The organism is Shewanella decolorationis S12 (assembly GCF_000485795.1).
Taxonomy (GTDB): Bacteria; Pseudomonadota; Gammaproteobacteria; order Enterobacterales; family Shewanellaceae; genus Shewanella; species Shewanella decolorationis.
This window is the reverse complement of record NZ_AXZL01000062.1, coordinates 24,721-50,649: the sequence shown is the minus strand read 5'-3', so window position 1 is coordinate 50,649 and position 25,929 is coordinate 24,721. Positions and strand designations below refer to the sequence as shown.

The following is a 25,929-nucleotide window of genomic DNA, read 5'->3' as shown; positions in this document are numbered from 1 at the left end:
CAAAGTTATATTTATTGGCTAAAAATTTTCAGAGGCTAAAGCAGAGGATCTTTTGATGACCAGCAATAATCAGCCCACACACATGACTCAAGCCCAAACGCCCGATCCGCTTTTTTTACAAGCCGAGCATTTGGCAAAAGATTTTTCTCTGTTTCCTAAACACAGTAAACAGAGCTTATCAGAAGAAATTAAAGGTCTTTTAAACGATGATGCCATTCAGGCAAATTTAAAAGACTTGGCATCGTTAGATGTCGATGGTTACGTCGCAAAAGTGATCCAGCCGACCCAAGATAAAGGTCGTCCTGGTGCGAAACGTATCATTGCTGACCTGAAAGGTCGCTTGGTTACCGAAACTCACTTGGGCTCTTTCTACAGCGCTGAGGTCGAGCTGAATTTCGGTTCACGTACTCGTCGTATCGGTTTTATTGCCCAAGAGCGTACCACGGCTAACGGCGCTTGGATGCCTGAGCATCACTACGCGGCCTGTAAAGCAATTCGTCACTTTGCCGAATTGTCTATGCCTATCGTTTACCTCATCGACACCCCAGGGGCCGATGCGGGCGAAGTGGCCAACAGCCAAAACCAAGCCCATTCTATTTCTAAGGCGATCGCTGAGAGTGCCAACGTTGACGTGCCAACAGTCGGTATCGTTATCGGTGCGGGTTACTCGGGCGGCGCGATTCCATTAGCGGCGGCCAACATTCTGTTATCGCTACGCGATGGTATTTTCAACACCATTCAGCCACAAGGTCTGCAAAGTATTGCACGTAAGTACAACCTGTCATGGCAGGAATGTGCTAAGTCTGTGGGCGTGTCTCCAGAAGAGCTTTACACTGCGGGTTGTATCGATGGCATCATCGATTTCTCGCCAGGTGACCGTGACGAGCGTCAGCACAATTTACGCCGCGCTATCATCAGCAGTATCGAAGCGGTTGAACGTGCTGCCATCAACTTTGTGCGTGAATCTAAAGATTTACGTGAGCATTATGACCGCAGTTTAGCGCGTTTCCTTAACCCATCTAAAAACCTGATGGCGTTAGAGTTAAACGCAGAGTTGGCTGTGGCAACTAGCCCAACTAACCATCACAACCTGTTTGGTAGTGCTTACCGTTACCTGCGTTATTTAACGCTGCGTAGCCGTATTCATTCAATCTCTCAGGAGCAATACGGACGTTTGTCACGTGTTAGCGTGCCTGAAGGTGACTTGTTAGCTCGTATCCAGCAAGAGCAAGACCGTGTATTCCAAGCTTGGTTATCAAGCCCTGATAAGCTGGTTTACGATGAAGATCTAAACAAACTGTGGGCGAACTTTATTGCTAAGCGCGATGAAGTGTCTACCGAGCGTAACATGCTGACGCGTTTGATTTTGGGTGAACCAAAAGAGAACTACAAAAAAGCACGTAAGGCGCTGTTATTTAACATCGGTTGGTCTTTATATCACCGCTGGAAGAGCAATGCGGCAAACAACTTCAAGGGCTTAATCCAGCACCTTGAAAATCTGCCAAAGTCAGTGACCCAAGCCAAGTGGCCTGAACTGAATCAACTGACTGTGCTCGATGTGGTTGTGAACGACGAACTGCGTGAAGACTTCATTTGGCAATGTCATAACATCCTGATCTTTAACTCACTGTACGACAACGTTGTGGGCAGCTTAGCGTCTATCGCGAAAGAAGCCATGATGTCTAAGAGCTTGTCGCGCAATTCAGTGAACAACCTGCTGCACAAGTCAATTGACCATGCGTTGTCGACTCAGGATACCGCTAACGACAAGGCGAAATTCTACAAGTGGCTTAAATATTTTATGAGCCAATCTAACCGTGCCGATTTATTAGTGCGTGTAGAGCAATGGAAGAGTGTGGGCTTCCCACAACTGAACGACAGTTTATTCGTTATCTTGACTTACTTCTTCGAGCGTTTACTGCCTGAATACTTCGACAGTGAAAGCGATACCAGCAAATACACTGGCGCGATTAACCCTGTGCGCATTGGTCGCCGTAAGGACTTCTGGAACCGCTTGACCATGGGTTATCAGGACTTACTGATCCAAAAAGTATTACGTGACGAAAAACGTACCGGCAAGATGACCTGGGAAAATGTGATTAAGCAATTCTTCACAAATTTCGACGAGATCAATGGCGACAAAATGTCAGCCAACTTGCTCAACTTCCCTGGTTTCCGTCTCTCAATCGAAGATGCGTTAGATAAAGGTATTCGTCCTTGCGGTCTGATCACCGGTATTGCTGACTTTAAAGAGAAAGGTCAAAAAGTCCGTGTGGGTGTGGCTGTGTCTAACACCGCATTCCAAGCGGGAGCCTTCGACATGGCGAGTGCTGAGAAATTCTCTGCGCTGCTGATCGAGTGTGCTAAGCGTAAGCTACCTGTTGTTTGCTTTATCAGCTCAGGCGGTATGCAGACTAAAGAAGGTGCGGCGGCACTGTTCTCAATGGCTGTTGTGAACGACCGTATCACTCGTTTTATCCGTGACAACGAATTGCCAGTACTGATGTTTGGTTTTGGTGACTGTACCGGTGGTGCACAGGCGAGTTTCGTGACTCACCCATTAGTGCAAACCTATTACCTGTCTGGTACTAACATGCCATTCGCGGGTCAAATGGTGGTTCCTGCTTACTTACCTTCGACTTCGACACTGTCTAACTACTTGTCGAAAGTGCCAGGTGCAATGGCGGGCTTAGTCCATAACCCATTTAGCGAGACCTTAGATAACCAATTGGCGAGCATCGATCCTCTGATGCCAATGCCGACGGCGAAGATCAATGACGTGATCATCAACGCCCTATCAACACTGGTTGTTGAAGCGCCTGTTGAGGAAGAAGTGATTGTTCAAAACGACCCACGTAAGTTAATGAAACCAATTAACAAAGTATTGGTTCATGCCCGTGGTTGTACCGCTGTTAAGTTGATCCGTAAGGCTCACGATAACGATATCAACGTGGTATTAGTGGCGTCAGATCCTGACATGACCGCCGTACCTGCGGATATGCTGAAGGACTCAGACAAGTTAGTGTGCTTAGGGGGTAACACCTCTGACGAAAGTTACCTAAACGCATACTCAGTGTTGAAAGTTGCCGAATACGAGCAAGTTGATGCACTGCACCCTGGTATCGGCTTCCTGTCTGAAAGCCCACAATTTGCGGCATTGTGTGTGAACAATGGGGTTAACTTCGTTGGTCCTAGCGTGCATTCAATGACGACTATGGGTAACAAGTCGAACGCGATCAAGACTTCACAAAGCCAAAACGTACCAGTAGTACCTGGTTCACACGGTATTCTGACAAACGCTGAGCAAGCGGTGAACGTGGCCAATGAAATTGGTTACCCTGTGCTGCTTAAAGCGGTACAAGGCGGTGGCGGTAAAGGTATCCAGGTCGTTAAACGTCCTGAGGATATGATTGGTTTATTCCAAAAAACCTCTACCGAAGCGGCTGCGGCCTTTGGTAACGGTGACCTGTACTTAGAGAAATATGTAACCTCACTGCGTCATATCGAAGTGCAGTTACTGCGTGACAAGTTCGGCAACGCTAAGGTGCTGGGTTTACGTGACTGTTCAGTACAACGTAACAACCAGAAAGTAGTCGAAGAATCTGGCTCAACTATGCTGCCAGAAGAACTGAAGAAACAAGTGCTGGATTACACCCGTGCTTTAGGTGATGCGACCGATTACATGGGCGCAGGTACAGTTGAGTTCATCTATAACTTAGATGCGAACGAAGTGTACTTCATGGAAATGAACACCCGTCTGCAGGTAGAGCATCCAGTAACGGAAGCGACTTCTGGTATCGATATCGTGAGCGCGCAGTTTGATATCGCTGCGGGACGTTCAATCGAGAACCTCGAGCCGAAAGAAATCGGTTATGCGATGGAAGTGCGTGTGACTGCAGAAAAAGCAGCACTGGACAGCCATGGTGTACTCCAACTGATCCCAAATCCTGGCAAGATCACTGAGTGTGTATTCCCAGACCATCCAGATGTGGAAATCATTTCGATTGCCGCAGCGGGTAAAGAAGTATCGCCATACTACGACAGCTTAATCGCTCAGGTGATTATGCGCGGTGAAAACCGTGAAGACGTTATCGCGAAACTGCACGCTTACTTAGATAGCGTAGTACTCAAAGGTATCGCGACTAACATTCCATTGCTGAAACTAATCCTAAGCGATGGCACCTTCAAAGAAGGCGTATACGACACTAACTACCTGCCACGCTTTATGGCTGAGTTAGACATTCCAGCGCTGATCGCTGAAATGGAGGCCGCTGCCGAAACCGTGGGTGTAGACACTGAGTCACTGCGTGTTGGTGAAAGTAACGAGCTGAAAGTTTTAGCCCAAGGCGCAGGTATCTTCTATACCTCTCCTGCTCCAGGCGAACCTGATTTCGTGAAAGAAGGTGATATTGTGACTGCAGATCAGACGCTTGCGTTAACTGAAGCGATGAAGATGTTCTCACAAGTGAACTTAGCCGGCTTCAACCGTCAAGGCGCTGTGCTGTATCCAGAAGATAAGAAGTATCGTATCGAGCGTATTCTGAACAGCAATGGTCAGCAAGTATCGCAAGGTGACTTACTCTTCGTGGTATCACCCGTAGAAGACTAATCTGTCAAGCAGTCTGCTTAAACGAAATACCCGCCAATTGGCGGGTATTTTTTTGCGCCCTAGAGCCAAAGTTCGAGTCTTGGATTATTTACACGCATAAGTTTGGTGTATTGGTATTATCTTAATATCACGTATACAATTTTTTTACCTTAACTAGGCAAATGACTGCGGGTCTTTGAGACGTTACATGGGTTACAGATTCTGGATTATTTTCCTCTGTATATGCTCACCTTTATCTGTGAGTGCAAATCGTTTGGCTGCAAGTAATTTAAAAGCCGATGATTCACTTAATAGTACTCAATTAGTTCGCTATTGCGTCGATCCCAATTGGCTACCCTATGAAGCCATCCGTGAAGGGAAGCATGTTGGGATTTCATCGGACTATATTCGTTATCTTGAATCACATTCATCACTAAAATTCAGTTTGGTTCCTACCTCCTCATGGACCGAAACCCTAAGTTTTTTGCAATCAGGGCGTTGTGATTTAACTCCATTACTGAATAAAACGGTTTCCCGGGAGCAGTTCCTGCATTTTAGTCATGTATATTTTCGCTCTCCCAATGTACTCGTTTCCCTTAAGGATCAACCCTTTTTACAAGGATTTGAAAATATAGGCTCGCGCACACTCGCTGTGCCTAAGGGGTATCGTTTGGCAGAATATATTCAGCATTACTACCCCAGCGTCCGCACCATAACGGTTGCGAGTGAGCCTGCAGGACTTGAAGCCGTTTTAGATAAAAGAGTCGATCTTTTTGTTGGGTCAATGTTTTCGGTAAACGCCTATATTCAGCAAACGGGATTTAACCATCTTAAAATTGCGGGATGGGGCGGGCCAGAAGATGAACTGCGTGCGGGGGTGGGCTTAGGTCATGAGGGGCTGCTGCCGATTATTAATCAAGTCCTAGATAATGTTGACGAGCTTGAGCGGATTAGGATTTATCAAAAATGGAATAATATTGCGATCATAGATGAGACGAATTATTTACTTATTTATCAAGTGATTGCTGCAACCTTGTTGGTGATCTTCTTACTTGCAATCCGTACTTATACTATCAGTCGTTACAACCGCCGTTTAACCGATAAAAACCAGCAACTTGAGGTTTTACGTTTGCAATTAGAGCAGAGTAATGCCGAGCTTGAGTTTTTATCCACCCATGATCCGCTGACTAAACTTTATAATCGACATTATTTTAACCGCCAGTTTGTGCACGACAATCGGTTAACTCTTTCCCCTGAAAGTTCCATTTGCTTAGTGATGATAGATATCGATTTTTTCAAAGAGATCAATGACACTTTAGGGCATTCGATTGGCGATAGTATTTTAAAGGAATTATCAGAAGTCTTACAGCACTGCGTGCGCGAAAGTGATGTGGTTGCACGCTGGGGCGGGGAAGAGTTTGTGATCCTCTGTCACCAAACATCTGTCGATGCCGTTAAATCATTGTGTCAGCGAATAGCCTTTGCTATCAAAGAATATCAATTTAGTGGTGATGTGCAGCTTACCTGTAGTTTTGGTATTGCCAAATTAGCCGCAAATGAACCTATGCAGTCGTGTTTTGAACGGGCAGATAAAGCCTTGTATCAGGCTAAAGCTCTGGGGCGAAATCAGGTTTGCGTTGATGAGACCCATCTCTAGCAGGTGCTGAGCGTGATGAATAAACCGGATTTTTAATGATCATGGTGAATTTCATTCGGAAATCGAGGTTTTTATCCTACAAACCCTGCTCATCTAACCTATTTTCACGGGAATATAGCCAATAGGCGCATCGTCTGAGGGCTAGTTTTTTGCGATTAATGAACAGTTAAAGCATGGAAAAACATCAATATCAGCAAAAACACACTTATTTTTAAGGTTTTTAGTAATTGATTGATAAATGAGCTAAATTTTTTTATTTAATTGTTTTCACATATTTTTCTGATTTTTTTTTAATTTTTTCCGCGACTTTATCGTGAAAAATTGCAAGAGCCATTTGCGCGCAGCGGGGTTCCAATTTACAATATGCGCCTAAAATAATCTGATGTGCGGTGTGTCGGTGGTTTGTCGCATACTCCGTCTACTTCTTAAACTAATCATTAAAGTTGAATCATGACCGAATTATCCAAATACAGAAACATTGGTATCTTCGCTCACGTTGACGCGGGTAAAACCACGACCACCGAGCGTATTCTTAAGCTAACCGGTAAAATCCATAAGATCGGTGAAGTTCACGATGGTGAATCAACAACTGACTTCATGGTTCAGGAAGCTGAGCGCGGTATTACCATTCAATCAGCTGCAGTAAGCTGCTTCTGGAAAGAACACCGTTTCAACGTTATTGACACCCCTGGGCACGTTGACTTCACTGTTGAAGTTTACCGTTCTCTGAAGGTTCTTGACGGCGGTATCGCTGTATTCTGTGGTTCTGGTGGTGTTGAGCCGCAATCAGAAACTAACTGGCGCTATGCTAACGAATCTGAAGTTGCTCGTATCATTTTCGTAAACAAGTTAGACCGTATGGGTGCTGACTTCTTACGTGTTGTTAAGCAAACTAAAGACGTTTTAGCTGCTAACCCACTGGTTATGGTTCTGCCAATCGGTATTGAAGACGAGTTCTGCGGTGTAGTCGACCTGTTAACTCGCAAAGCTTACGTATGGGATGATTCTGGTATTCCAGAAAACTTCGAAGTGAAAGATGTTCCTGCGGACATGGTTGACTTAGTTGAAGAATACCGTGAAATGCTGATCGAAACTGCTGTTGAGCAGGATGACGAGCTGTTAGAAGCATACATGGAAGGCGAAGAGCCATCTATTGAAGATCTGAAGCGTTGTATCCGTAAGGGTACTCGTACTATGGCATTCTTCCCAACATTCTGCGGCTCTGCATTCAAGAACAAAGGTATGCAACTGGTTCTTGACGCGGTTGTTGACTATCTGCCAGCGCCAAACGAAGTTGATCCACAACCTTTAACTGACGAAGAAGGTAACGAAACTGGCGAATACGCTATCGTTTCTGCTGACGAGTCATTAAAAGCATTAGCGTTCAAGATCATGGACGACCGTTTCGGTGCCCTGACCTTCGTACGTATTTACTCTGGCCGCCTGAAGAAAGGTGACACCATTCTTAACAGTGCAACTGGTAAGACTGAGCGTATCGGCCGTATGTGCGAAATGTATGCAAACGATCGTATCGAAATTGAATCAGCTGAAGCTGGTGACATTATCGCTATCGTGGGTATGAAGAACGTTCAAACTGGTCACACTCTGTGTGATGTTAAGCACCCATGTACTCTGGAAGCCATGGTGTTCCCAGAGCCAGTTATCTCTATCGCAGTAGCGCCAAAAGATAAAGGCGGCAGCGAGAAGATGGCTATCGCTATCGGTAAGATGATCGCTGAAGATCCATCATTCCGCGTAGAAACTGACGAAGATTCAGGTGAAACCATCCTTAAAGGTATGGGTGAACTGCACTTAGACATTAAAGTGGACATCCTGAAGCGTACTTACGGTGTTGAGCTGATCGTGGGTGAACCACAAGTAGCATACCGTGAAACCATTACTCAAATGGTTGAAGACCAATACACCCACAAGAAACAATCTGGTGGTTCTGGTCAATTCGGTAAGATCGAATACATCATCCGCCCAGGTGAGCCAAACTCTGGCTTCGTGTTCAAGTCTTCAGTTGTTGGTGGTAACGTTCCTAAGGAATACTGGCCAGCAGTTGAGAAAGGCTTCGCGAGCATGATGAACACTGGTACTATCGCTGGCTTCCCAGTGTTAGACGTTGAGTTCGAACTGACTGACGGTGCTTACCACGCAGTTGACTCTTCAGCAATCGCGTTCGAAATCGCTGCTAAAGCGGCATTCCGTCAGTCTATTGCTAAAGCTAAACCACAACTGCTTGAGCCAATCATGAAAGTTGACGTGTTCAGCCCAGAAGACAACGTTGGTGACGTAATCGGTGACTTAAACCGTCGTCGTGGCATGATCAAAGACCAAGTTGCTGGTGTAACTGGTGTTCGCGTTAAGGCTGACGTTCCGTTATCAGAAATGTTCGGTTACATCGGTTCTCTACGTACAATGACTTCAGGCCGTGGTCAGTTCTCTATGGAGTTCTCTCACTACAGCCCATGTCCAAACAGCGTTGCGGACAAAGTTGTTGAGCAAGTTAAAGAGCGTAAAGCTGCTGAAGCTAAGAAGTAATTCTTAACTTCCTCTAATTAGAAACCGCTGTTAAGCCAAGGCTTACAGCGGTTTTTTTATGGACGATGCTTGTTGACGGTTGACGGTTGACGGTTGACGGTTGACGGTTGACGGTTGACGGTCAAAGATTCAGCATTCAGCATTCAGCATTCAGCATTCAGCATTCAGCATTCAGCATTCAGCATTCAGCATTCAGCATTCAGCATTCAGCATTCAGCATTCAGCATTCAGCATTCAGCATTCAGCATTCAGCATTCAGCATTCAGGCTTTCTGTTTGCTTAATTCCAGTAACGCATTGGCCGCAGGGGTTAAAGGCAGATTTTGCCGCCAAATCAGTGCCAAATCCCAGGTTAATGCGGGTTGCATGGGTCTAAACAGCAACTTACTGGTGCTGAGTTTTTGGCAAATGGGTTCGGGTAATATGGCAAGCCCCATATCGGCTTCGACCATGGTCGCCAGAAAATCCCATTGACCACTGCGAAATGCGATATTTAATTGCACTCCAGCCTTACGACTCAGGCGACTGATTAGCTTAGCCAAGGAGAAATCTTCGTTATAGAGAATAAAGGGATAGGCTTCAAAATCCTGCCAGCTGAGGTGAGATTTAGCAGCAAGCGGATGTCCTTCAGGTAAGCAAGCTAAGAGCGGGTATTTAGTCAGTGGTTGGTTAACCAACTCAGTCTCATGGGTGGTTGGCAGCGCGGTAAAGGCGATGTCTAAGCTGTTATTCAGCAGCGCTTGTTCACAACCAAAGCCGCCGTATTCATACATTTGCAGCTCAACCCCGGGATAGCGTTTCCGGTAACTGGTCAGTAGTCCGATAATTAAACTGCTCATCATAGGGCAGACGCCTAATCTTAATCGTCCCGTTTTTAGTCCGCTTAAGTTACTCATATCCTCCTGCAATCTATGCCATTGACCGAGGATCTCCCGCGCGCTGTGCTCAAAGATTTGACCAGCTTGGGTCAACTCGACCTTTTGATTGTTTCGGATAAGCAGCGTTTCTCCTAAGCTCTCTTCGAGCCTTTGGATGATCTTGCTGAGCGTCGGCTGGGTGATAAAGCATTTTTCCGCGGCTCGGGTGAAGTTTTCCGTTTCGACTAAGGTCAGAAAACATTGCAAGGTCTTGATTGGAATGTTCATGCTTAAATGGAATCCATTGTATGGCGTTAATTCATTTTACTGATGATGGACTAAGTATTACTTTGAGCTTGTTAACAGAAAAGGGGAATAACCAATGAAATCCACATCGAGTTTATGGGTAGGTGCTTTGTGGCAGGCAGCGATGCCTGAAGCAAAGAATGTGCAAACAGCTAAAGCGGCGCAAACCAGATTAACGGCTCCAGCGGGTGATTTGCATAAAGCAAAACAACAAGTAAACCCAGCCTAGGCTGGGTTTTTACTTTTAGGTCGTTTCATATTCGCGTCATCTTCAAGCCAGTTTTCTTTCCCTGATTTCCTATCTTATTGCACAGTTGTTTTGTCTCTGCATTTCACTTTCTTCGCCTAACTCTTCAGTTTTAGCTGCGCTCTTAACACTATGCTTTAAACACTGAACGGGCCAAGCTTAGTGCTGAGGTTTTATTACGGAGAATAAAAAGCCACTGGGTTAGCAGTGGCTTTGGTGGGCTGGGAAGTGCTGTGTTATTGATTTGAGAACTTATTCTCGACTAAAGGCGCCTTGTTTTCTGCCTGTGCCACGTGGCACTGGGTGCAGAAATAGTTATGGCCATTGAGCGTGCCTTTATCGTCGATAACGTGGGATTTCGCCACTGGCGTAGCCTTCATCCGTGGGGCTTTATCCCAGCTGTGGCAGGTTAAACAGCCATTCTTATCCATAGTGATTTTGTAATCATCCTTATGGGGAATGAGTGGCGGTTGATCGGTAAAGCTGCGCTCTAACGCCTTGCCACGGCTTGGGTAGATGGGCATGGCATCAGCGGGGCGAATATCCGTTACCGCGCTATCGCCGGCGAGGGATTTAATGTTTACGGGGGTGGCTTGCGTGTCTGCCTGTTGGCCTGAGCAGCCGCCGATGGCTAATACAATCGCAGCTAAGGTGAGTATTTTTTTCATTGGTCATTCTCCGCCTTGGGGGCAATGTGTTGACGAATTGGTGAAGTGGTTGATGGCGACTGACAATCGGTCGAATCGCCTGTACTAAGTTGAGCCTGAGTGGCCGTAAAGCGTGTTTGATAGCGAAATACGCGTTGTGCGCAGACATCGATACAGCGGCCGCATTGGGTGCAGTCTGGGCTAGTGATCACCGGGTTTTGCCCTTTTAACGCCGGCTTTAATACCTGGCGCTCGGGGCAAACGCTAAAACAGTCCATGCAGTTATCACAGGCACTGGCTTTGCTGGCGACGATTTTGATGGGGCTCCATTTGCCGATTAAGCCAAACAGGGCGCCTGTTGGACACAGGTGACCACACCAAGCGCGCTCGGTGATAAACAGATCCAGCAGAAATATCGCCGCTAAGATCCATACACCACTGAGACTGCCAAATAACACGGCGCGATAGACTAAGGGGACAGGGTTAATCCATTCCCAAATCAAGTTGCCCGTGAGCAGTGGCAATAACAGCACGAGTGCCAGCAGGTAATAACGTAAATTGCGCGGTAACTCGCTGCTGCGAGGAAGGTTCAATTTACGTCTGAGCCAGCTTGCGGCATCGGTAACCAGATTGACTGGACACACCCAACTGCAAAACACCCGGCCACCAGCGAGGGCATAAAACAGTATGATCAAAGCTGCGCCTATCAGTAGGCTAAGCTCGGGAATATGCCCGCTAATGAGCATTTGTAAGCTCACTAGTGGATCGGCAAAGGGAATAGTATCGAGCAGTAAACTGGCCGATAAATTTCCCTTAAATAGCCAAATTCCCAAAAGTGGCCCCAGTGCAAATAGGCCTAATAAGCCAAATTGCACTGCGCGGCGTAGCAGCAAATATTTGTGTGCGCCAAACCATCCGAGTTCTGCTATGGCTGCGGCATGTTCGCCTTGCATGTGAGCCTTAGCTTTTGAGTTCACCGTCTGGTTATTCATAGACTTGTTGCTCATAACGTCAGCCCCTTATTCAACATCTCTAAGGTGGTTTCCTCAGTGTTGATATAAGTGTCATGCGCCGCCGCTTTACCGAGTGCAAGAGCGGTCGGTAACACCTTAATCGCGGCCGTGTCGAGCACGCAGGCATGCTCGCATTTACCGCAACCCGTGCAGGTATCGCTGTTGACTGTGGGTAAAAACATCGCGTGGTGATCGCTATGTTGATTGCGTTGGCGTTCTAAGGTGATGGCGTTGTCGATTAACGGACAAACCCGATAACAGACGTCACAACGTAATCCCTTAAAGTTTAGGCAGTTTTTCTCATCTATCAGTACCGCAACACCCATCTTAGCATCGCTAATTTGCTCAAGTTGAGGATCAAGCGCGCCCGAAGGGCAGGCTTTGATGCAGGGAATGTCCTCACACATTTCGCAGGGAATGCGTCTTGCGGTAAAGAATGGTGTGCCAGTGGCGGCGCCATCGAACCAGCGTGCTAGCGATAGCGTGTCGTAGGGGCAAGCCTCGACACACAAACCGCAACGCACGCAGGCGGAGAGAAAATCACTTTCTTCAAGGGCTCCCGGCGGTCTGCAAGCTTGGGGGGCGAGTTGGCCTTGGCTTTTTGCCGTGGCCGTCAAGCCTAATCCCACGAGCCCCATCACGCAGCCGGCCTTAGCCGTCGCTGCCAAAAATTGGCGACGGTTGACTTGCTTGACTGTGAATGGACTCTTCACTTGCTGACTCACCTTAGCACTCCTTAATCGCTTTCAAATACGCTTATCGCTATCAAATGAGGGCTTAGGCCTTCATCACTTTTACGGGACACTTCTTAAAGTCAGTTTCTTTTGACAGTGGATCGGTCGCATCCAGAATCAACTTGTTAACTAACTGACGCGCATCGAAGAAGGGCATAAACACCACGCCGCGTGGCGGTTTGTTACGGCCTTTGGTTTCGACACGGGTTTTGACCTCACCACGGGGGGATGCGACTAGCACTTCATCACCACGTTGCAGACCACGGGCCTTAGCGTCTTCAGGATGCATAAAGATTTGTGCATCGGGGTAAGCGCGGTACAGCTCAGGTACACGGGCGGTCATCGAACCTGTATGCCAGTGTTCGAGTACACGGCCGGTAGACATCCACAGATCGTATTCTTCATTTGGCTCTTCTGCCGCAGGTTCGTAGGGCAGGGCGAAAATCACCGCTTTGCCATCGGGTTTACCGTAGAACTTGTAGCCTTCACCTGCCTTAACATAAGGATCGCTACCTTCAACGAAGCGGCGCAGGGTTTCTTTGCCCTCAACCACTGGCCAGCGTAGGCCGCGGGTTTCGTGGTAACGGTCAAAGTCGGCTAAGTCATGGCCGTGGCCGCGACCGAAGGCGGCGTATTCTTCGAAAATGCCTTTTTGTAGATAGAAGCCAAAGTGCGCGCTTTCATCGTTCAAGTCGCCCTTACAATCTGTGGTTGGGAACTTGTTGATGACACCGTTGGCAAACAGCACTTCATAAAGTGTTTTGTCAGCGTATTCAGGCTGTTTGGCGATAAGCTCAGCAGGCCACACTTCAGACACTTTAAAGCGTTTTGAAAACTCGACTAATTGCCATAGATCCGACTTAGCACCTTCAGGCGCTTTGACCTGTTGATGCCACATATGGGTGCGGCGCTCGGCGTTACCGTAGGCACCTTCTTTCTCAACCCACATGGCAGTGGGCAGAATTAAGTCGGCAGCCATGGCGGTGACGGTTGGGTATGGGTCTGATACCACGATAAAGTTTTCTGGGTTACGGAAACCGGGGTAAATTTCATCGTTGATATTCGGACCCGCCTGCATATTGTTGGTACACATGGTCCAATAGCAGTTGAGCTTACCGTCTTTGAGCATGCGGCTTTGCAGCACGGCATGGAAGCCTGGTTTTGGCGGAATCGTGCCTTCTGGTACCTGCCACAGTTTTTCTGTAATGGCGCGGTGTTTATCGTTGGCCACTTCCATATCCGCAGGTAAGCGGTGGGCAAAAGTGCCGACTTCACGGGCGGTACCACAGGCCGAAGGTTGACCCGTTAATGAGAATGGGCTGTTGCCTGGGGTGGCGATTTTACCTGTGAGTAAGTGGATGTTGTAGAGCATGTTGTTTGCCCACACGCCACGTACGTGTTGGTTGATCCCCATGGTCCACAGACTCATGACTTTGACATTAGGATCGGCATAGGCCTTAGCTAAGGTTTCTAATTTTTCAGGCTCTACACCACTCATTTTCGCCGCATATTCCAGCGTGTAAGTGCTGACGAACTTAGCGTATTCATCGAAGCTGATAGGGCTAGATTTACCATTGCCTGGGTTTTTGGCTTTCTTCTCTAACGGATGATCTGGGCGTAGACCATAACCGATATCATCCACACCAAGGGCAAACTTAGTATGTTTAGTCACAAAGTCGGTATTCACGGCTTTGTGTTGGATGATGTAGTTAGCAATAAAGTTGAGGATCACCAGATCTGACTGTGGGCGGAACACCATAGGGTTGTCCGCTAAGTCGAAGCTGCGGTTCTCGAAGGTCGATAGCACATGTACGCGGCAGTCTTTGTGGCTTAAGCGGCGGTCGGATAAGCGTGCCCAGAGGATCGGGTGCATCTCAGCCATGTTAGCGCCCCAGAGCACAAATTGGTCGGCAGCTTCTAAGTCATCGTAACAGCCCATCGGCTCGTCGATACCGAAGGTACGCATAAAGCCACCCACGGCCGATGCCATACAGTGACGGGCGTTAGGGTCGATATTATTGGTTAAGAATCCGGCCTTATGTAATTTTGAGGCGGCATAACCTTCCCAGATGGTCCATTGGCCCGAGCCGAACATACCGACTGATGTTGGTCCCTTAGTGGCGATGCTGTGTTTCCACTTAGCGGCCATAGTATCGAAGGCAACATCCCAACTTACAGGGGTAAACTCGCCTTCTTTGTGGTATTTACCATCTTTCATGCGTAGTAATGGCGTGGTTAATCTGTCCTTGCCGTACATGATTTTCGACAGGAAGTAACCTTTAATACAGTTCAAACCGCGGTTAACTGGGCTTTCAGGGTCGCCTTTAGTGGCGACGACTTTACCCGCTTTGGTTCCGACTAATACGCTACAACCCACACCGCAAAAACGGCAGGGGGCTTTATCCCACTTAATGTTATCTGACTCGGCGGCTTCGACCATTTTCACGGGAAGCGTGACGCCAACGGCCGTGGCAGCGGCAACCGCTGCGTTAGCCTTGAGAAACTCGCGGCGGCTAATGCTCATAGTGTTTCCTCACTCTTTTTTTCTAACAGTTCTTGTTCTAGGGGTTCTACTTGGTGGTAAATCAAACTGGCGGATAACACGCCGGACAGGGCATTGATGGCTTCAACATTGTCTAGAATGGCTTTTTGGCTATTCCCTTCGAGGGTAATAACAAACTTGCCCTCGGGTGAAATGGCGTGGATATCGCAGCCTTTTAACGCAGCAATATCGGTCTCAACCTGTTGCAAGGCATTAGGGGCGGCATGTACCACGAGGCTGGTGACATGGTATTCCTGACTCATAGCGGTAACCTTTATCTTGAGATTCACTCAGTTGTTCCAGCAACAAATCGCTACAACTAAATGTGGATAACTGCGAGTCTAGACCTGATAAAAAATGTGGGTATACCTCACAAGAGGTATTGGAGGGGATAGTCGATCGGGATCAAAGTTTTGCGCGTGATCTAACTCTCAGTTTGAAATTTACACAATTCCTATCCCTTTGGAGAGGGAGGCTGCAAGTGAGTCCTGCGGGGGGATTTAGCCTATAAATATTGCCATTGTTTGAGCACTATGACCGCGGGTTTAGCATTGTCCTCACCTAAGTCGGCGGCACCTAATGCGTTGTCATAGTGGATTTTTCCATTACCCGTTGCTGTGATGGATTTGCCCCTCACCGAGCCGAAAATCTCAGGGCCGCCAGGGAGATGGACCTTAGATTTGGGGGCGTAGAGCGCGGCATAAATTGGCACATTACCGCTGACGGTGACATCCTTATCCGAGCCAGAAAAAATAGACAGTGGTGGCTTGTTACTGTCGGTTAGGGTTTGTCCCTTAATATTGTTACCGTTGTTTGTCCCCGCCGTAAAGGCGACTTCACCGCCCACAAACAGCGTAAGGCTGGAACCTGGGGCAATATTCAGCTGATTCGAGCCACTCATCTTAAAGTCACCTTTGATTATCAGGGTGACATCGCCGCCACTGATATTGAGCACGCCATCGGCACTCATGACTAAGCTGTCGAGGTTAAATACCGGGGTGTCATTACCGAAAATATTTTCCGATGTGGGGGTAAGGTTCGGGAAATAATCACCTTTCCAGCCGAGTTCGGTCTTACTCGACCCCGATGGCGTGATAGTAACATTGGCGTTGGAATCAATAATACGGGCACCATTATTGGGCATCTTAAAGCCGTCCATCACAGCGCCAATATCCAATGGATCGCAGGATTTTGTCGGCACGGGCGGTACATTGGGGCGGGCGTTGACTAAGTTGCCAATCTGGCTGTCCCGATGAAAGTTACCGTCGCCGCCATATTGCAGTGTGCCATTGACTTGGGCACTGGGTGCCGTGGCGGCATTATTATTGGCTTTGACCGAACCTTCGACCGTGCCACTGTTGGCCAAGTTAAAGTTATTGCCCGCCGCGACATTGCCACCGATGGTGCCTGTGCCAAGGGTGACATCATTATTGGCTTGAATGCTGCCGTGGATATCCGACGAGCCGGTAAGGGTGACGCTGCCAGTGGCGCTGACATTGCCGTAAATTGGTGCGTTGCCCGTGAGCGTAATATTGGCATTGGGCTCAATGGTCGTGACATTGCCTTTGCCGTGTTGATTAAGCTCACTGCCACCTTGGCCATTACTGATGCTGTCGCCATAGGCGCCCTTGCGGGAGTCATAGCCATCGATGCTACTGCTGCCAGTTAAATTTAAGCTCTCGCAGGACACAATCGCATCATTGAATATGCTATTCCCCTGACCACCTTGCAGTGTGAATTGGGCGTTAAGTTTAGCCTCACCCTCTAGATGATTGCCACGACTGTCGAGGCTAAGATCGGCCCCGGCGATTTGGCCGTTTTCGAGGGCATAGCTGCTGCCTTCGAGGCTGCCATCGGCCTCGGCGGGGAGTTGCTCATACAGGGTTTGCAGACCTTGATTAGGCGCACGCTGCAGTTGAGCCTTAAGTTGGTTGTAGCTCTCGTGCATTCCCTGTTCGGCGAGTAGCTGCGCATTGACCTGTTTTTGAAAGTTACCACTCAGCCGCTCTTGCACGAGGTTATCCCTGAGGGAAGTGACCACCAGCAGACTCGCTAACAGGCTGAAGACTAAGACAATAAGCAGTACCGCGCCATGTTCCTTATTGCCTAGAGCTGGTCTTAGATTATCCATTATGGCTTCCTTGCTTTATTGGATTTGTTGGCTGTTGAGGGCTTGCTGCCATAGAGGCTTACGCAGGGCGATATCGAGCTGGATCCCTTGGCCATATTGCGCGGGGAGTTTTTCGGGCTTAAGTACTACAGTCACCAGTTCGCCATTCAGTGCAAAACGGGTCGATTCTAGCCCTGTGAGTAACACCTGAGCGCCATCGCCGTCGTCGCAGCTCAGATTGGGGGCGTCAAAACGGTAGGTTTCGTTGTAATCGCTGGTTTTGCTGGTTCCTAGGCAAGTTAAACTCGGTTGGGCTGGGGATGCAGCAACTGCCAGCACTAACTCATTCGCGCTGAGGGATACGATATTTGAGGTACGTTTGACGCTCTTGCTGAGGCTAAGGGTGGCGTACCTCAGCGCATCGGCGGCGTCTTCTAGGCGTTTACTTTCTTCCACTGTGGCCTTGAGCGGGGCAAAAAAATTGACCACGGCCAGCATAATGATGAGCCCAAGCACCATAGCGATCATCAGCTCTGATAAGCTAAAGCCTGCTTGCCGTTGCTTGGCGCTTAAGGACATAGCTACACCTGACATAACTACACCTGGCATAAGTGCGGAAAGCTGGCGTTGAGGCTCACACTGTTATTGTCCTCAATGCGGCCGTCCTGCCAAGTGACAGTGATGGGCATAGTGTCTTGATAAGTGTTCGGTAGCACTAAGGTGTAGCCGCTGGGCATATCTTGGCTGAGGCTGGCCCTAAAATTGACATCCTCAAAGCGTGCGGGTTGGCGCTGAATATCGCAGATCCTCGGCCAGATCCTTTCAATGGCATTCTGTGCTTGAATGGTGGCGACCGTATACTGGAAGCTGTTGGTCGCATGCTGCAATGAAGATAGCTGCGCTTTGCCTAGCGCCAGTAGCGAAGTGACCGACACCACTAACGAAATCAGCACTTCGGTCATGGTAAAGCCTTGTTGTTTATTACTCAGTGCCACTATGCGCATGCCGCCTCCTGTAGATAACTTTGCCCGCTTGGCAAGATGCACAGATTGAGCGTTTCACCTTGGGTGTTTTCAAGGCTCATCTGGGTTTTAGTGGTGTTGCCTGTAGCATTGATATTGAGGGTGTTAAAGCCATCGATACTGACGCCGCGGTTCGATGGGCTAAAGACCTTGAGTTGTTCCTGATTGCTGATGACCAGCCAGCGCCCATCTTCAGTCGCTTCGAGCATCACCGCCTGATTGCGCTTGATGGCTTCGCCGCGGGCGAATTTGTAACAGGAAATCAATTCATTTGCGGTGGTGGTGAGGCTTTCTCTGGCGATCAGATCCCGATAGGAAGGTAGGGCGAGGCTCGCCAAGATACCTATGATGGCGATAGTGACCAGCAATTCAACTAAGGTGAACCCAGCAGTAGTGCGTGTCATCTTAGTGGGTCCAGCAATGGGTTGCGGGGGTGCGTACGCCTTTGTGGTCGAGGCTTAAGGTGCCGCAGGAGTCAGACTGACGGCTTGTGGGCACGGCCTTGAGGCTAAAACCTAATTTATCCGCCGTGGGACTGTAGCTGAAACTGTAATAGGCACTGTTGGTTAAACTCTGCGAAGCGGGATACAGACCGTTGCGGGAATAATGGCGCTCTAGCGTTTGGGCACTACTGACGAGATATTGCTGTGCATCGAAGCGTCGACCTTGTTTTAAGTACTCATTAAATGAAGGAATCGCAATGGCGGCAAGAATGCCGATAATGGCGAGGGCGATCATCAGTTCAATCAGGGTAAACCCTTTACGTAAAGCGCTCATCCACCCCTCCCTGTGTTATTGAACTGAATAGAATCGTCCGTGATTATGATGACTATCTTGTTGTTTTAATTGTTTTGACAGCGTTGTCACATTAATTTATTGAGATTTTCATCGAAATGCAATCACTGAGTGAAAATTCAACAGCATTTGCAATCGATAGTATGAGAATAATGCGTGTTAAGTCGCTGTATTTGATATGGAGATCACATTTCAGCTGGAGATTAATACCCCGTCAGCTCCATATAACCTGTGCCGCTATGGCTACCTTTAAGCTCAATCGGGCCTTCCCAATACTGGGTGGATAACGCCATGGCACTATTGGGATTTAAAGGGGAAATGCGGATGTCGATTTGCTCGCTTGGGATTTGCACTAGCCAGCGGATCGGGTATTTACCCGTGCTGGTGGTTTGCCACTCGAGTGGGGTCATTTTTATTCCATCGGGGGTATCGCCGGAATTGATGTTGCGTCCGGTGCCATCGGCAAACATTCGCCTGGCGCTGTAAAAGGCTGACTGTGTTTGCACTTTATCGGAGGATTGTTCCCTGAGCTGAAATAGCATCAGCGCCGAACCATCATCTAACCTAAGGGCAAACCAATCCCAGCCCTGCTGGCTCTTGGTTAAAAACTGCGAGCTCCATTCTCTATCTAGCCAGCCTTGGCCTGTGACTTTCTCGACGCGGTTGTCCATTCGGCCATTGATCTTGATATAGCGGGTGATTTCGCCATGAATCGTGATAAAGGGTTGGCTGTAGTAGTAAGAGGCGACTTTGCCGTCGCGACTCTTAATGCTGTAACCCTTATCCCCTTGATATTGCAGTGGCGCTTGGCTGTTAAGCTCGAGTTGATAACTAAAGTCGTCGGTTGCAACGCTCAAAGTTGCAGGGAATAACTCATTTGACTGACTATGCCATTGCCAATTATCGAGGCGAATTTGGTAGGGATCTGCGCTCACTCCAGCAAGTGATGGATGCGCCCGCGACCATTTCTCATGGGCGAGGTGAGAAGTGCTGGAGGTGAGTGCGCTATGGGCAAAATAGAGCTGTTCAGTCGCCCAAGTGGACTTAGGATTAGGTTCCACGTTTTGCGATTCAGTGTGCTTAGGTTTTAGCGCTACCCTAAATTGCGTCCATTGGGCACCAAGTTGCTCACCATTCTCTGTGGTTAAATTGGCGGTGAGATACCACCATTCTTGACGAAAATCCTGATGGGCGAGGTGATCTTGAGGAAATTGAAAGTGGTTTCCTGGCGTCACCTTAGCAAAACTTTGGCTATCTGCGCTTGCTTGCCCAAGCATAGAACCCATGGATTGAGGCTCGGTCGTTGCAGGCGCGTGATCGCAGCCGCTTATTGTCGCAAGCAGTAAGCCACCTATGACACTCTTCAAGATAAAGCCAGCGCTTGTGCTGATCCTAAATCGCGTTGCAGACGCTAATGCATTAACGCGCCAAGCCTTGGTTTGATATACGTATGCGCTCATAGGGTTTCCTGCTGCAAACTGGCGATTAAGGGCCTGCGGGTTTGCCAGTAAAGCGGTAAGAGTACGGCTAAGGTGCAGGTCACTAAGGCAATGAGGATGGCTTTTCCATAGGCAAACCAATCCCAGATCATCTTGATTGTCCAGCCGAAGGCCTGCAGGGTGATTTTATCAATTAATAAATAGCCGAGCAGTGCGCCCGTAGGCATGGCCATCAGGCAGGTGATGACCACGACCAGCAGCATTTGGCTGAACACCATAGTTCGTAGCTTACTGCGACTCACCCCGAGGGAATACAGTCTTGCCAATGGCGCTTGTCGAGCTTGAGTTAACATCAAGCAGGCGCTAAATAGCCCTATGGCAGCCACCAGCAAAGTTAAGCTATTGAGCACTAAGGTGATTGAGAAGGTGCGTTTAAACATGGCAATGGCCTGAGCCTTAATCTTGGCTTGGCTGTAAATTTGCGCCTGCGCTAAGCCCAATGTAACGGCCAATTGCCCTTGCAGTTCATCTAGCTCTGCCTCGCTGAGTTTGCGCGGAGTCGCTGTTGTTTGAACTCCCGGCTCGACAGAGTGGAAACTGGCCGCAAGGCTAATGGGTAACACGGGTAGCTGCGCCTGTTGCCATAGCTTATGGCTGATGATGAGCTCATTGCGGGTATTGCCATGGTCGTAATAAATCCCCGCGATCACAACGGGATTATTGGCGGTTTTGTCCAACACGTTTAGCGCCACAGTATCCCCGAGTTGCAGCTGATACTTAATGGCCATAGGTTCGCTGACTAACACGTAATGTCCGTCAAAGTAGGTTTGCCAGAGATCCGGCAAGCTTTGTTTGAGCGTGCTGGTGTGTTGAATCGATGCATCATCGCGGCTAATCAGGTTGACGGGTATGGTTTGCGCCGTCCCTTGGAGTGATACTTCCGCCTCCACTTGCCATTGCTGATACAGGCCACTCAGGCGAGGATCTTGGCGCAACTTATCGCGCACTTCGGCCATATGGTTGGCGCTGGGGCGCAGGTATAAATCGGCATGCAGGCGGGTTTCTAACCAGCTTCTTAAGGTTTGCTCGAAGCTACCGACTAAGGTGTTCATCGACACATTGGCGCTCAGTGCCAGCAGTATTGCCATCATGGCGAGGGACAATGGCGCAATAAGCTCGCGGGTTTCAGCGAGGAGATATTGTTTAAGCCCGGGGCGAGTCAATGGCAGCAGCAAGCTCACGCCCCAGTGTAATACTTGCGGTAATAGCAATGGAATCGCGACGGCGACCATACCCAACAATACCAAACTGGTGTTATAGCTTTGGCTGAAGGGCATGAGTATTGCGGCGAGCGTGAGCAGGCCGCAGGCAAAGATAAACTGCCTGCCATGGGTTTTGTTGTGGGCCTGCGTTTGTTGATAACGATTCGCGCCTTGGGCGAGGGATTGGCGGGTTAAATCAAAATACAAGGGTAAACAGGCGGCTAGGGCGGCGACTAAGGTGAGGGTTATCGCTTCGGCCAACCAACGCCATTGCCAAATCCCCGGCAACAAGTGGGCGCCGTAGAGCTGCTCTAAGGTCATAGCGACCATAGGTTGCAACCAGTGACTCAGCTGTAATCCTAGGATAAATCCCATTAGTGAGCCCAACACTACCAATAGCAGTAATTCGCCAAGTAGGGCAAGCATGACTTCGCGCCGCGCTAGGCCCTGTTGCAGCAATTGGATTAATAGACGTTGGCGTTTCATCAGGCTGTAACGCACGCCGTTATAGGCAATAAACAGCCCGACCACAAAGGCTAACATGCTCATCGCATTGAGGTTTAAATGAAAACTGCGGGTAAGCGCCATCAAGGCTTGGCCTTGATCCTGTTGACTGTAACTGGCGCGAAGCGGCGTAATCCCTAGGGTATCGAGCCGCTGCTTTAAGGCAGGGAGCTTATCCCTGTCACTGAATAGGGCGATATAGCTGAGTTTGCCTTGCATCCCGAGTAAGCTTTGGGCGAGGGAAATATCGGTCAGAATCGCACTGCCCAGCCCCCAGCTATCATCGATACTGATGACTTTAAGTTTATCCGGCGCAAAAGACGCGGGCGCGAGGGCGAGTTGACCATTGGGTGCAATTTTATTGGCAAGGCTCTGACTCATGACCACTATCGGCTCACCACTCATTAAATCGGCGAGCGGCAGCGCTCCCATCGACATCCTTGGATTGGCTTCTTGCTTTGTGCTGGTGTCGTGCTTTTGTCCCTCTTTTGGGCTTAGGCTCGCCGTCAGCGCGGCGACGATATCGCTGCCTTCAATTTGCCAAAACTGACCGTTCAGCCCCGCCACTCTGCCACTGACAACCGCAAGGCTTTGGCTGATGCCCGCTTGGCGTAGGCTGAAATACACTGATTCGTCGAGGGTTTCTTGGCCAATGGGCGCGCTGAGGAGTACATCGGCCCGCTGGCTCAACAGCTCCGTGGCCTCACTGTAGCTACGAATAGCATTATCATTGGTGGCTTTAACCCCGATAAGCAAAGTCACGGCGAGGGCAAGCCCGAGTAAAATCGCGCCCGCTTGCAATGGCGCGTGGCGATAATGGGCGAGAAAGATCTTTAATACCCAATAGATCCGCAGCCATGGGCAGTTTCTGTTTGGGGTTTGGCTGTAATTTGCCTTAGGGGTTAATGCTGGACTCATCATCGACTTAACCGGAGATAGACACTGCGGCGTGGGAAAGATGCCAACGTATTTGCATAAAGGCAGCGCATTCTTCACTGTGGGTGACCATGAGTATGCTGGTTTGGCTTTCATTGGCCAGTTCGCACAGCAGTGACATCACCTGTTTACCCGATTCATCATCAAGGTTGCCCGTGGGTTCGTCGGCCAGCAGTAAACTCGGGTTGTGGGCTAAGGCTCTGGCGATAGCGACCCTTTGCTGTTGCCCGCCAGAAAGTGCTTCGACCTGCCGATTGAGCAGCGAAGCTAGCCCCAATTTGTCGACGAGATAATCGCACCAAGGATTCCAACTGGCGCCATTGAGATTGAGTGAAAAACCTATGTTGTTTCTCACATTGAGTGGCGTCAGTAGATTAAATTGTTGAAACACGACGCCTAAATGGCTGCGCCGGAACTCGCTCCAGTGTTTGTCTTGCCAATCTTGGGTGGATTGATGATTCAACACTATCTGGCCGCTGTCTGGCGTTTCAAAGCCTGCGATCAAATTTAGCAGTGTGCTTTTACCGCTGCCGCTGGGGCCCGTGAGTGCGATGGTTTCGCCGCGATGCAAGGTTAAATCGATGGCTTGCAGTACGGTATGACGCTGCTCACCATCGCGAAAGCTTTTACTCACTTGGATAAGTTTGGCTACTTCTGACATTTATCCTTCCACTCTGGCAACATTTAGCTCGACTAAAGATAAAACATTTTATCTTCTGATAGATACTGCTATTTGGCCCTTAAGGTTCACTTTGCATCGATTCAAACTTAGGTTTTATGCTGTTTAAATTTTCTGCAATTGTGGCGTTTAGCTCGCATTCTGTGAGCGAATGGGCTTGAGCTATTTTTGTGTTTGTTGCATGCTGTGCGCCCTGTTAAATCGATAGCGGACTATCGATTTAACAATCCGTTCGGATGAAGGTAGCAGGAGAGTGGGGAATTAACCCCACACCGACGAGGCAACTTTGTTTTGGGATCTTTCCCGATACAAAGCACTCTTTCAGGTGCCGCAAGGCGTGGACTGTTACTGGACGAGCCTCTGGAGAGACTACCGATTGCGTTAAATCGCGATAATAGGTGGCGCCGAAGGCGAAAGTAGGTGCATCGATGAATGCATTCTGCGAAACGCTCAGGCAAAAGGACAGAGGAGAGGATGACTGCACGGTCCCTGTCGTTTGTCTTTTGGACTTTGCCCTGCCTTTATTGGCTGGGTGATCGTCTTTGTTTAGGCTGACAGCGGTGTGTCACAGCCATTTCTTTTCCTCCTCCTTTATTAATTTAGTTGTTTAATAATTGAGGAATATCATGAGTTTTCAAGCTTTACTCAGCAGCCTGAACGGTATCGTTTGGGGACCCGTTACCCTGTGTTTACTTGTGGGCACGGGCATCTATCTCACCTTGCGTTTGCGGCTTATCCAAGTGTTTCGTCTGCCAATGGCCCTCGGTTTATTGTTTAAACCCGCCAAAGGGCATGGGGATCTCTCTTCCTTTGCCGCCTTATGCACGGCGCTGTCCGCCACTATTGGTACGGGCAATATTGTTGGGGTAGCAACCGCGATTAAGATGGGCGGCCCAGGGGCATTATTTTGGATGTGGCTGGCGGCCTTCTTTGGCATGGCGACCAAGTATGCCGAATGTATGTTGGCGGTGAAATATCGCACTACCGATGCGCGCGGGCAAATTGCAGGCGGCCCCATGTATTACATCGAGCGGGGTCTGGGCATACATTGGATGGCGAAGTTGTTTGCCCTGTTTGGCGTAGGGGTAGCGTTTTTCGGGATTGGGACTTTTGCCCAAGTGAATGCAATTAGCGATGCCCTGACCATTGCCTTTGAGGTGCCCACTTGGGCGACGGCACTGGTGCTCACCCTGTTAGTCGCGGCGGTGACCTTAGGTGGGGTGAAGCGTATTTCCAACGTGGCGCAAAAGTTAGTACCAGCGATGTCGATTGGTTATGTGCTGGCTTGTATATGGATTTTAGTGAGTTTTGCCGAATCGATTTTACCCGCATTGCAGTTAGTGGTGGAGTCGGCCTTTACGCCAGTCTCGGCGGCGGGCGGATTCTTAGGCGCGACCGTGACGCAGGCGATTCAAATGGGGATTGCCCGCGGGGTGTTTTCGAACGAATCAGGCCTCGGTAGCGCGCCAATTGCCGCCGCGGCGGCGAAAACCAATGAGCCCGTCGAACAGGGTTTAGTCAGTATGACGGGCACCTTTTTCGACACTATTATCATCTGCACTATGACGGGACTGGTGCTGATTATCACCGGAGTCTGGAGCGGCGATACTGCAGGCGCAGCCATGACTAGCGCGGCCTTTAGCTTAGGCGGCTCGGCGGCCATCGGTCAGTATTTAGTGACCATCGCCTTAGTTTGCTTTGCGTTTACGACCATTTTAGGCTGGCACTACTATGGTGAACGTTGCTGGTACTATTTAGTGGGCGAGCGCGGGCTGCGGGCCTATCAAATGCTGTTTTTAGGCCTGATTGCGGTCGGCGCCTTTATCAAGCTGGATGTGATCTGGTTATTGGCCGACACGGTCAACGGCTTAATGGCGATCCCGAATTTGATTGCGATTATTGGGTTAAGGCACGTCATCATTGCCGAAACCCAAAGCTATTTTGTTCGGACACTCTCAAACCGTACATTAGACCCAATTTATTAATGTTGTGAAAACAATATATTAGTTCACATTATTTTAACTTTGACATTGTCGCCGCAAGGTTCT

18 protein-coding genes, 1 pseudogene and 1 riboswitch are annotated in these 25,929 nt (G+C 48.9%); of the genes and pseudogenes, 5 read left to right on the top strand and 14 right to left on the bottom strand.

Annotation, left to right across the window (positions count from 1 at the left end):
• The first annotated feature begins 55 nt into the window (after nt 1-55).
• The 3 genes from SHD_RS09170 (at nt 56) to fusA (ending at nt 8,789) form a co-directional block, all read left to right on the top strand.
• Entirely contained in the window at nt 56-4,609 is a 4,554-nt protein-coding gene (locus SHD_RS09170; RefSeq protein ID WP_023266847.1) for an ATP-binding protein, read from the top strand.
• Nucleotides 4,610-4,796: 187 nt separating this feature from the next.
• A complete protein-coding gene (locus SHD_RS09165) occupies nt 4,797-6,245 on the top strand; it encodes a diguanylate cyclase (protein ID WP_039978001.1) in 1,449 nt (482 codons plus the stop codon).
• Between the two features lie 450 nt (nt 6,246-6,695).
• Nucleotides 6,696-8,789 (top strand): elongation factor G, encoded by a 2,094-nt coding sequence (gene fusA / locus SHD_RS09160; protein WP_023266844.1) that lies wholly within the window; start codon nt 6,696-6,698, stop codon nt 8,787-8,789.
• 262 nt (nt 8,790-9,051) lie between these two features.
• Here fusA and SHD_RS09155 read toward each other — a convergent pair whose 3' ends face one another.
• Nucleotides 9,052-9,933, bottom strand: coding sequence for a LysR family transcriptional regulator (locus tag SHD_RS09155; protein ID WP_023266843.1), 882 nt, complete (start codon nt 9,931-9,933; stop codon nt 9,052-9,054).
• 94 nt (nt 9,934-10,027) lie between these two features.
• Here SHD_RS09155 and SHD_RS22045 point away from each other — a divergent pair, with 94 nt between their 5' ends.
• On the top strand, nt 10,028-10,180 hold the full coding sequence (locus SHD_RS22045) for a hypothetical protein (RefSeq protein ID WP_011621497.1): 153 nt from the start codon (nt 10,028-10,030) through the stop codon (nt 10,178-10,180).
• A 254-nt stretch (nt 10,181-10,434) separates the two neighbouring features.
• On the opposite strand, the gene napB is transcribed toward SHD_RS22045, so the two are convergent.
• The 13 genes and pseudogenes from napB to SHD_RS09085 all read right to left on the bottom strand — a co-directional run.
• A complete protein-coding gene (gene napB, locus SHD_RS09145) occupies nt 10,435-10,866 on the bottom strand; it encodes a nitrate reductase cytochrome c-type subunit NapB (protein ID WP_023266842.1) in 432 nt (143 codons plus the stop codon).
• On the bottom strand, nt 10,863-11,852 hold the full coding sequence (gene napH / locus SHD_RS09140; protein WP_023266841.1) for a quinol dehydrogenase ferredoxin subunit NapH: 990 nt from the start codon (nt 11,850-11,852) through the stop codon (nt 10,863-10,865). The genes napB and napH overlap by 4 nt, the downstream gene beginning before the upstream one ends.
• Complete coding sequence (gene napG, locus SHD_RS09135) at nt 11,849-12,583, bottom strand: ferredoxin-type protein NapG (RefSeq protein ID WP_023266840.1); 735 nt, start codon at nt 12,581-12,583, stop codon at nt 11,849-11,851. The genes napH and napG overlap by 4 nt, the downstream gene beginning before the upstream one ends.
• Before the next feature lie 52 nt (nt 12,584-12,635).
• Nucleotides 12,636-15,116 carry a nitrate reductase catalytic subunit NapA gene (gene napA / locus SHD_RS09130; RefSeq protein WP_023266839.1) on the bottom strand — a complete coding sequence of 827 codons (2,481 nt, stop codon included), beginning with the start codon at nt 15,114-15,116 and terminating at the stop codon, nt 12,636-12,638.
• The gene (locus SHD_RS09125) at nt 15,113-15,397 is read right to left on the bottom strand and encodes a chaperone NapD (RefSeq protein ID WP_023266838.1); all 285 of its coding nucleotides are present in this window, start codon (nt 15,395-15,397) and stop codon (nt 15,113-15,115) included. Before SHD_RS09125 ends, napA begins: the two co-directional genes overlap by 4 nt.
• A 242-nt stretch (nt 15,398-15,639) precedes the next feature.
• Nucleotides 15,640-17,265, bottom strand: a complete 1,626-nt coding sequence (locus SHD_RS09120; RefSeq protein ID WP_023266837.1) for a DUF7305 domain-containing protein — start codon at nt 17,263-17,265, stop codon at nt 15,640-15,642.
• A 15-nt stretch (nt 17,266-17,280) separates the two neighbouring features.
• A complete protein-coding gene (locus SHD_RS09115) occupies nt 17,281-17,823 on the bottom strand; it encodes a PilW family protein (protein WP_039978010.1) in 543 nt (180 codons plus the stop codon).
• Nucleotides 17,824-17,840: 17 nt separating this feature from the next.
• Complete coding sequence (locus SHD_RS09110) at nt 17,841-18,248, bottom strand: type IV pilus modification PilV family protein (protein ID WP_023266835.1); 408 nt, start codon at nt 18,246-18,248, stop codon at nt 17,841-17,843.
• The gene (locus tag SHD_RS09105) at nt 18,239-18,670 is read right to left on the bottom strand and encodes a GspH/FimT family pseudopilin (protein ID WP_023266834.1); all 432 of its coding nucleotides are present in this window, start codon (nt 18,668-18,670) and stop codon (nt 18,239-18,241) included. Before SHD_RS09105 ends, SHD_RS09110 begins: the two co-directional genes overlap by 10 nt.
• A 1-nt stretch (nt 18,671) precedes the next feature.
• A complete protein-coding gene (locus SHD_RS09100; protein WP_023266833.1) occupies nt 18,672-19,043 on the bottom strand; it encodes a type IV pilin protein in 372 nt (123 codons plus the stop codon).
• 221 nt (nt 19,044-19,264) lie between these two features.
• Nucleotides 19,265-20,521, bottom strand: a complete 1,257-nt coding sequence (locus SHD_RS09095) for a lipocalin-like domain-containing protein (protein WP_023266832.1) — start codon at nt 20,519-20,521, stop codon at nt 19,265-19,267.
• Entirely contained in the window at nt 20,518-23,184 is a 2,667-nt protein-coding gene (locus SHD_RS09090; protein WP_052031004.1) for an ABC transporter permease, read from the bottom strand. Before SHD_RS09090 ends, SHD_RS09095 begins: the two co-directional genes overlap by 4 nt.
• 157 nt (nt 23,185-23,341) lie before the next feature.
• A pseudogene (locus SHD_RS09085) lies at nt 23,342-23,863 on the bottom strand (ABC transporter ATP-binding protein); the annotation flags it as partial.
• A gap of 368 nt (nt 23,864-24,231) precedes the next feature.
• Nucleotides 24,232-24,357, top strand: a riboswitch (glycine riboswitch).
• A gap of 150 nt (nt 24,358-24,507) precedes the next feature.
• Here SHD_RS09085 and SHD_RS09080 point away from each other — a divergent pair.
• Nucleotides 24,508-25,866 (top strand): alanine/glycine:cation symporter family protein, encoded by a 1,359-nt coding sequence (locus tag SHD_RS09080; RefSeq protein ID WP_023266829.1) that lies wholly within the window; start codon nt 24,508-24,510, stop codon nt 25,864-25,866.
• Nucleotides 25,867-25,929: the final 63 nt, after the last annotated feature.

Coding starts and splice junctions, on each gene's coding strand:
- SHD_RS09120 (WP_023266837.1), bottom strand. CDS start 17,265: ATGGATAATCTAAGACCAGCTCTAGGCAATAAGGAACATGGCGCGGTA.
- SHD_RS09170 (WP_023266847.1), top strand. CDS start 56: ATGACCAGCAATAATCAGCCCACACACATGACTCAAGCCCAAACGCCC.
- SHD_RS09115 (WP_039978010.1), bottom strand. CDS start 17,823: ATGTCCTTAAGCGCCAAGCAACGGCAAGCAGGCTTTAGCTTATCAGAG.
- SHD_RS09110 (WP_023266835.1), bottom strand. CDS start 18,248: ATGCGCATAGTGGCACTGAGTAATAAACAACAAGGCTTTACCATGACC.
- napH (WP_023266841.1), bottom strand. CDS start 11,852: ATGAGCAACAAGTCTATGAATAACCAGACGGTGAACTCAAAAGCTAAG.
- SHD_RS22045 (WP_011621497.1), top strand. CDS start 10,028: ATGAAATCCACATCGAGTTTATGGGTAGGTGCTTTGTGGCAGGCAGCG.
- SHD_RS09095 (WP_023266832.1), bottom strand. CDS start 20,521: ATGAGCGCATACGTATATCAAACCAAGGCTTGGCGCGTTAATGCATTA.
- SHD_RS09100 (WP_023266833.1), bottom strand. CDS start 19,043: ATGAGCGCTTTACGTAAAGGGTTTACCCTGATTGAACTGATGATCGCC.
- SHD_RS09105 (WP_023266834.1), bottom strand. CDS start 18,670: ATGACACGCACTACTGCTGGGTTCACCTTAGTTGAATTGCTGGTCACT.
- SHD_RS09155 (WP_023266843.1), bottom strand. CDS start 9,933: ATGAACATTCCAATCAAGACCTTGCAATGTTTTCTGACCTTAGTCGAA.
- SHD_RS09090 (WP_052031004.1), bottom strand. CDS start 23,184: ATGAGTCCAGCATTAACCCCTAAGGCAAATTACAGCCAAACCCCAAAC.
- napA (WP_023266839.1), bottom strand. CDS start 15,116: ATGAGCATTAGCCGCCGCGAGTTTCTCAAGGCTAACGCAGCGGTTGCC.
- SHD_RS09080 (WP_023266829.1), top strand. CDS start 24,508: ATGAGTTTTCAAGCTTTACTCAGCAGCCTGAACGGTATCGTTTGGGGA.
- napB (WP_023266842.1), bottom strand. CDS start 10,866: ATGAAAAAAATACTCACCTTAGCTGCGATTGTATTAGCCATCGGCGGC.
- SHD_RS09165 (WP_039978001.1), top strand. CDS start 4,797: ATGGGTTACAGATTCTGGATTATTTTCCTCTGTATATGCTCACCTTTA.
- fusA (WP_023266844.1), top strand. CDS start 6,696: ATGACCGAATTATCCAAATACAGAAACATTGGTATCTTCGCTCACGTT.
- SHD_RS09125 (WP_023266838.1), bottom strand. CDS start 15,397: ATGAGTCAGGAATACCATGTCACCAGCCTCGTGGTACATGCCGCCCCT.